Below are 7,471 nucleotides of genomic sequence, written 5' to 3'. Positions count from 1 at the left end.
TGGATAGCCTTTTATAATCACCGACGGCTGCATTCCACGCTGGGTTATCTCAGCCCCATGCAATACGAGCAACGCTGGCATGCGGCACAGCGTAAAAAGGCCGCATAACCCGAAAGCTAAGAGCTACACCAAACAGGGGCAACATCAGTTATGGAAATAGACGTTCATCTGATCCTTCTTTTCCTACCATCAAGGGCCGTATCTCGGATGAGGTGCGAATACCGATCACGCCGTCTTCAGCCGAACTTGTCCGGCAACTGACGAACGCTTATATCTTTGCAAGACATGCGCGAAGCTTGCGATGGCGCCATGGAAAGTTGGAATTGAATGGCGCGGCGTGCGGAACCGATGACGTCACCCCTTGCGCCATTGCTGAACGAGATAATCAACGAATGTCCGGATCTTCGGCGACGACAGCTTGGCGCGCTCGAACAGCACATGGACGGGCGTCGCGGGCGGTGCGTACCCCTCGAGTACGGGCCGCAAACGTCCCGCCTCGATATCCGCTGCGACCTGCCATGCAGGCGCGCGCACAAGGCCAGCACCCTCGATCGACGCCGACACCAGCGCATCGAGGCTATTCGTCCACAAGCGCCCGGTCACGCTGATACGAGTTGGCGACGTGCCCGACTGGAAGCGCCAGTCGACGTGGCCTGGCGCGTCGGAAAACACCAGGCAATCGTGCTTGCGCAGATCGTCAAGGGTGCGAGGCGTGCCGCGGCGCGCGAGATACGCCGGCGCTGCGCACACCACCATCTGAATGTCGTCGAGCTTGCGCGCAATGAGACTCGAGTCCGGCAGGCGGCCAACGCGCACCGCAAGATGCAGGCCCTCCTCCACGAGATTGACGACACGGTCGACGAGCACAAGATCAATGGTCACATCCGGATGAAGCGCCAGAAAACGCGGCAGCAACGGTGCGATCACGAGCCGTCCCAATAGATTGGGTGCGCTGATCCGAAGACGACCCGATAACTTGCCGTGACCGGCCGATAGCGCGCTGCCGAGTTCATCCACTTCGCTGAGGATCGCCTTTGCGCGATCGTAAAGAATGCGTCCTTCGTCCGTCATCGCGAGATTGCGCGTCGTGCGCCGAAGCAACTGGGCGCTGAACTGCTCCTCGAGCGCGGAAATGTGCCTGCTGACGGAAGTCAATGACATCGGAATCGCGCGCGCGGCAGCAGACAGACTGCCGGCCTCCACGACACGTACGTACACGGTCATTGCCTCAAAGCGATCCATGATTCGACTCTTCCGAATTTAGCAAGGGTGCTTGCCGATCGATAGGGATACCGGCGTTTTCCGGGACAGTCTACATTCGTTTCAAAGGCAGCAGTAAAGGAAGAACCAAGGCCGCTGCACTTTGCAGGCCATAGCCGCGCGGCACCTTGCGCGCAGACAAGGGAGCACACGAAGATGAACCGTTCGATCTACTGGGTCATGGCAGCCGCCGCCGGCGTCGTGGTCGCGAACAACTACTACAACCAACCGTTGCTTGCTGACTTTGCCGTCGCGTTTCACACCAGCGAGCGGCAGGCAGGCGCGGGGTCGGTGGCCGCGCAGGCAGGTTACGCGCTAGGCCTGCTGCTTTTCGTTCCGCTTGGGGACATGCTCGAGCGTCGATCGATGTTGCGCACGCTGTTATGCGTGGCGAGCCTGGCGCTTGCTGCCATCGCGCTTTCTCCGACGCTGAACTGGCTCGCGACCGCCAGTTTCGTGACTGGCCTCGCAAGCGTCGCGCCGCAATTGCTCACACCGTTTGCAGCGCAACTGGCAGGCCCTCAGCAACGAGGCGAAGCGGTCGGCATTGTGATGTTCGGGTTGTTGTGCGGCATCCTCGTGTCGCGCTCGATTTCCGGATCGATCGGCGAGCATTTCGGCTGGCGTGCCGTCTATTGGCTCGCGGCCGCAGCGATGCTCGTAACGGCTGCCGTGCTGTCGCGCATGCTGGCCCCGGCGCAGCCCACCTACACCGGGACATACCGCGGCCTAATGGCTTCTTTGTGGACGCTCATGCGCGAAGAACCGCTCGTGCGTCAAACCTCGGCCATTGCCGCATTTCAGTTCGCCGCATTCAGTGCGTTCTGGGCCACGCTCGCGTTTTATTTGCGCAGCCTGGATGCGCACTACGGAAGCGAAGTTGCAGGGCTATTTGGACTCGTCGGTGTGGTCGGTGCGCTCGCCTCCACCGGCGCAGGCAAACTGATCGATTCACGCAATCCGCGTCTCGTTGTGCTGGCGAGTAGCGCAGTCTTCGTCCTGGCCTTCACGATCCTTGCACTGACGCGTGGGACTATTGCCGGGCTCGTCGCGGGTGTGATCGTGCTCGACCTGGGATTGCAAAGCGGACATGTCGCAAACATGGCCCGCAACATGAGCATCAGGAGCGATGCGATGAGCCGTATCAATACGCTTTACATGACCATTCGCTTTGCGGGCGGCGCACTCGGTTCATTGTTGGGCATTTGGGCGTGGAGTGTATGGCAATGGTCTGGCGTCTGCGCCGTCGGACTTCTGCTCGGATGCGCATCGCTGGTGATGCAGATACGGCCGCAGAGGGTTGGTGAAACGGTCCGGGAGTGATGTGAGCCGCGCAGCAGCCAGTTGAGACTGTCTCGATGCGGTGCTGGAGCGCAGAAGAATGCGTCTTCGAGTGACGGCTTTGCGGGATGGGCGAGCGGCAACAATTGGCCGGGAGGGGACCGCCGCCCGATGCAACCCAGTCGTATCTTGCCGACCCTGTATAGATAGTCTGTCCCGCTTTCATCGATCCTGGCAGGACTGGCAACTCGCTGCCAGTGAAGACGAGTGCTTCCCGATGGAGGCCTTCACCGCCTTCTTGATCCTTGGCCCTAACTGGCTGTAGCCGCCACATTTGCCCGCGCCGAGTGCAATTTCTTGTAGCTGTCAATCAAGCGGTGGTGCCTGTCGAGCCCCTCCAATTTCATACTGGTTGGCGTCAAACCAAAGAAACGCACGCTGCCGTCCACTGAACCCAGCACCGCATCCATCCGCGCATTGCCATACATCCGACGGAAGTTGACGGCGTAGTCGTCCAGGTTCAGGTCGTCATCCAACAGCACCTCCAGCACCACATTCAAGGCCTGGTAAAACAGTCCGCGCTCGACCGTGTTGTCGTTGTACTGCAAGAAGGCGCCCACCAGCTCGTGCGCCGCCTCAAATTGCTGCAAGGCGAGATGAATGAGCAGCTTCAGCTCCAGAACTGTCAGCTGCCCCCAATCCGTATTCTCGTCAAATTCGATGCCGATCAGCGTGGCGATGTCGGCGTATTCATCGAGCTCACTGTTATCCAGACGCTCAAGCAGGGCCTCCAGGCTTGCGTCGTCCAGGCAATGCAAGTTCATGATATCTGCGCGGAACGACAGTGCCTTGTTGGTGTTATCCCAGATCAAATCTTCTACAGGATAAACTTCCGAATAGCCCGGAACCAAAATCCGGCAAGCAACGGCGCCTAGCTGGTCATACACCGCCATGTACACCTCTTTACCCATGTCCTCAAGAATGCCGAGCAAGGTTGCTGCTTCCTCGGCATTGGCGTTCTCGCCCTGGACAGAAAAATCCCACTCGACAAAATCGAAATTCGCCTTGGCGCTGAAAAAGCGCCACGACACCACGCCGCTGGAATCAATGAAGTGTTCAACAAAATTGTTCGGCTCAGTCACGGCGTTACTGACAAAGGTGGGCTGTGGCAAATCGTTCAGGCCTTCAAAACTGCGACCCTGCAGCAATTCTGTCAGACTCCGTTCCAGCGCCACCTCGAGGCTTGGGTGCGCGCCGAACGAAGCAAAGACACCGCCAGTTCGTGGGTTCATCAAGGTGACGCACATCACCGGATAAATTCCACCCAACGAAGCATCCTTCACCAAGATCGGAAAGCCTTGCTGTTCCAGCCCCTGAATGCCAGCCAGAATGCCAGGGTATTTCGCCAGCACTTCATGGGGCACATCAGGCAGTGCCATTTCGCCCTCCAGAATTTCGCGCTTTACCGCCCGTTCGAAAATCTCGGACAAGCATTGCACCTGCGCTTCGGCCAGTGTATTACCGGCACTCATGCCATTGCTGGCGTAGAGGTTTTCGACCAGATTGGAGGGGAAATATACCACTTCGCCGTCCGACTGCCGTACATACGGCAGCGAACAGATACCGCGCTGCAGATTCCCCGAGTTGGTTTCGTACAGGTGCGAGCCACGTAACTCGCCATCGGGATTGTAAATGGGCAGGCAGTATTTATCGAGAATTTCAGCCGGTAGCGCATCTTTAGGTCCAGGCTTGAACCAGCGCTCGTTCGGGTAATGTAAAAACGCCGCATTGGCGAGGCTTTCGCCCCAGAACGTACCGGCATAAAAATGGTTGCAATTCAGGCGCTCGATAAATTCTCCCAACGCCGACGCCAACGCGCTTTCCTTGGTCGCTCCCTTGCCATTGGTAAAACACATTGGCGAGTGTGCGTCACGGATATGCAGCGACCAGACATTGGGAACGATATTACGCCATGAAGCGATTTCAATCTTCATCCCCAAGCCCGCCAGAATGCCCGACATATTGGCGATGGTTTGCTCCAATGGCAGATCCTTGCCCGCAATATAGGTGCTGGCGTCAGACGCCGGCTTCAACGTCAGCAACGACTGAGCATCGGCATCCAAGTTCTCTACCTCTTCGATCACAAACCCGGGTCCGGTTTGCACCACTTTTTTTACCGTACAGCGATCGATGGAGCGCAAAATACCCTGGCGGTCTTTGGCAGAAATATCCGTCGGCAACTCGACTTGAATCTTGAAAATCTGCTGATATCGGTTTTCCGGATCAACAATATTATTCTGCGACAGGCGGATGTTATCGGTCGGAATGTTGCGAGTTACGCAGTACAACTTGACAAAGTAAGCCGCACACAATGCCGACGAGGCCAGAAAATAATCGAACGGGCCAGGCGCAGAGCCGTCGCCCTTATAGCGGACAGGCTGGTCGGCTATCACCGTGAAGTCATCGAACTTGGCTTCAAGACGTAGCTTATCGAGAAAGTTGACCTTAATTTCCATGGGGAAATTCCAAAAATGGTGCTCAAAATGATGCGGTCGCTATAATCCGACGCCGCGCTGGTGCATTGTAATATATCGATGCTTTCTACAGGCGCCGTCGCATACGGATAATTTGACAGGCGAACGCCAATTGCGCAGGACGTGGCTGGAACTTCACGCCATGGCAATATTCAGGGCAGCGCCAGGGAGGCGGCCAAGTCGTCGCTGTAACGTAGTCACAGATCCGTTTTTGGCGGGAAGCGACCGTTAAGGAATATGACGGCGATCCCCACGTGGGTGCCAACACTATTTACGTCCGAGGCCAGGTTGTCAAAGACCTGTCGCAGGCTGCGTAGCGTGCTGCCCATTTGGAGGTGCCTTATCAGTCGTTGGGACGGAATGTGATGATGAAGCTGTCCGGCCCCTTGCCGTTCTCATCGCGCGGGAACGGGTCGGACGCGCCAACACGCGCAGCGCGGCGTTATCCCAGCCCGCGCCGCCACTTGACTTGGCGAGGCGCGCCGACAGCCGCGAGCCATCCGCCGCCGGCCGCACGACACCACCGCGCTCGGATTGCTTGCCAGTGTCTTCAGTGTGATCCGCAACGCGTCCGTGCCGTTCGGCCTCACCGCTCCGGGCGAGCCGAATATCGCATCCTGAAGTCCTTGGCGAACGTTCGCGCTTCGCCTCCCATGCAACGCTCGCGGCCCGCCAGGGGGTATCTCAGGCGATGACCTTCTGCTCTGCGGCAGCCTGCTCGCGCATGCTACGGGCTTCGTCGCGCAGGAACTGCTGGTAATCGTCCAGATCGCCGTCGAAGGGCTCGACGCCGCCCTTGGTGACCAGCCAGAACTCGTCACAGACGGCGCGCAGCAGGGCCCGGTCGTGACTGACCAGCATCACCGTGCCTTCGAATTCGTTGAGCGCCATGGCTAGCGCTTCGCGTGTGGCCAGGTCGAGGTGGTTGGTAGGCTCGTCGAGCAGCAGCAGGTTGGGGCGCTGCCACACGATCATGCACAACACGAGCCGCGCCTTTTCGCCGCCGCTCATCGTGCTAACCGCCTGATGGACCGTGTCGCCACTGAAGTTGAAGGTGCCGAGGAAGGTGCGAAGCGATTGTTCGGTGCCACTCTGGCCGGGGGCGCGCATGTGCGCCGGCGTGTCCTTGGCAAGGCGGATCATGTGATCCATCGGCGTGTCGAGCGGGCGCAGCACGTCGAGTTCCTGCTGTGCGAAGTAGCCGATATTCAGGCCTTTGCCTTCGCTGATTTCGCCGGCAATCGGCGCCAGCGCGTGCGCCACCGTCTTCACCAGCGTGGACTTGCCTTGGCCGTTGGCACCGAGAATGCCGATGCGCTGCCCGGCCAGCACGGAACGGTTGATGCCCCGCACGATGACCGTGGGTGGCGTGCCCGGCAGTGCGCCGGTCGGCGCGGGGTAGCCGAAGCTCGCGTCCAGCATCGACAACAGCGGGTTCGGGACGTTGAGGGGCTCCTTGAACTCGAAGTTGAACTCCGCATCGGCAAGCACCGGTGCGATCTTCTCCATGCGTTCGAGCGCCTTGACCCGGCTCTGCGCCTGCTTCGCCTTCGAGGCCTTGGCCTTGAAACGGTCGATGAACTTCTGCAGGTGGGCGATCTTGTCCACCTGCTTGGCCATCGCGGCCTGCTGCAACACGAGCTGCTCGGCGCGCATGTCTTCGAACTTGCTGTAGTTGCCGCCATAACGCACGAGCTTGGCGTTGTCGACGTGCACCGTCACCTGCGTCACCGCGTCGAGGAATTCGCGGTCGTGGCTGATCATTACCAGGGTTCCTTGATAGCGCTTGAGCCAGGCTTCCAGCCAGACCAGCGCGTCGAGGTCGAGGTGATTGGTCGGCTCGTCGAGCAGCAGCAGGTCGGACGGGCACATGAGCGCGCGCGCCAGCTGCAGTCGCATGCGCCAGCCGCCGGAGAAACTGTTGACCGGCTGGCTAAGCTGCGCAGTACTGAAGCCAAGGCCCAGGATCAGCGCTTGGGCACGTGCGGGGGCATCGTGTGCACCGGCGTCGTGCAGGGCCATGTAGGCGTGCGCCATGCGCATGCCGTCGTCGCTGGCCTCGGCGGCGGCGACTTCGGCCTGCGCGGCCAATAGCACGGTGTCGCCCTCGACTACGAAGTCGGTCGCGCTCTGCGCGGTCTCCGGCATCTCCTGCGCGACCTGGCCCATCTTCCATGCAGCGGGAATCGAGAACTCGCCGCCATCTTCGTGCAGCGTGCCGTTGAGAAGGCCGAAGAAGGACGACTTGCCGGCGCCATTGCGGCCGACAAGACCAATCTTTTCGCCGGGGGTGAAAGTGACGGACGCGCGGTCGAGTACGACATTAACGCCGCGGCGCAGCGTGACATTACGGACGGAAATCATAAGGAGCTACTTCGGAGAGGATCCGCATGATA

The 7,471-nt window shown here is 59.5% G+C and carries 5 protein-coding genes; 2 read left to right on the top strand and 3 right to left on the bottom strand.

Going from position 1 to position 7,471, the window contains the following annotated elements:
- Positions 1–108, top strand: a 108-nt coding sequence (locus AC1DQ3_RS23875; RefSeq protein ID WP_477122636.1) for an IS3 family transposase, incomplete at its 5' end; no start/stop codon positions are given.
- A 246-nt stretch (positions 109–354) separates the two neighbouring features.
- On the opposite strand, the gene AC1DQ3_RS23870 is transcribed toward AC1DQ3_RS23875, so the two are convergent.
- Complete coding sequence (locus tag AC1DQ3_RS23870) at positions 355–1,242, bottom strand: LysR family transcriptional regulator (protein ID WP_477122627.1); 888 nt, start codon at positions 1,240–1,242, stop codon at positions 355–357.
- 174 nt (positions 1,243–1,416) lie between these two features.
- Here AC1DQ3_RS23870 and AC1DQ3_RS23865 point away from each other — a divergent pair, with 174 nt between their 5' ends.
- A complete protein-coding gene (locus AC1DQ3_RS23865; RefSeq protein ID WP_477122626.1) occupies positions 1,417–2,583 on the top strand; it encodes an MFS transporter in 1,167 nt (388 codons plus the stop codon).
- A 269-nt stretch (positions 2,584–2,852) separates the two neighbouring features.
- On the opposite strand, the gene AC1DQ3_RS23860 is transcribed toward AC1DQ3_RS23865, so the two are convergent.
- Both AC1DQ3_RS23860 and AC1DQ3_RS23855 read right to left on the bottom strand, forming a co-directional pair.
- A complete protein-coding gene (locus AC1DQ3_RS23860; protein ID WP_477122625.1) occupies positions 2,853–5,057 on the bottom strand; it encodes an OsmC domain/YcaO domain-containing protein in 2,205 nt (734 codons plus the stop codon).
- 702 nt (positions 5,058–5,759) lie between these two features.
- Positions 5,760–7,439 carry an ABC-F family ATP-binding cassette domain-containing protein gene (locus AC1DQ3_RS23855; RefSeq protein WP_477122624.1) on the bottom strand — a complete coding sequence of 560 codons (1,680 nt, stop codon included), beginning with the start codon at positions 7,437–7,439 and terminating at the stop codon, positions 5,760–5,762.
- Positions 7,440–7,471: the final 32 nt, after the last annotated feature.

The sequence above is a fragment of the Cupriavidus sp. 01T418 genome, assembly GCF_056398885.1.
This window is presented reverse-complemented; position numbering and strand designations above follow the sequence as displayed.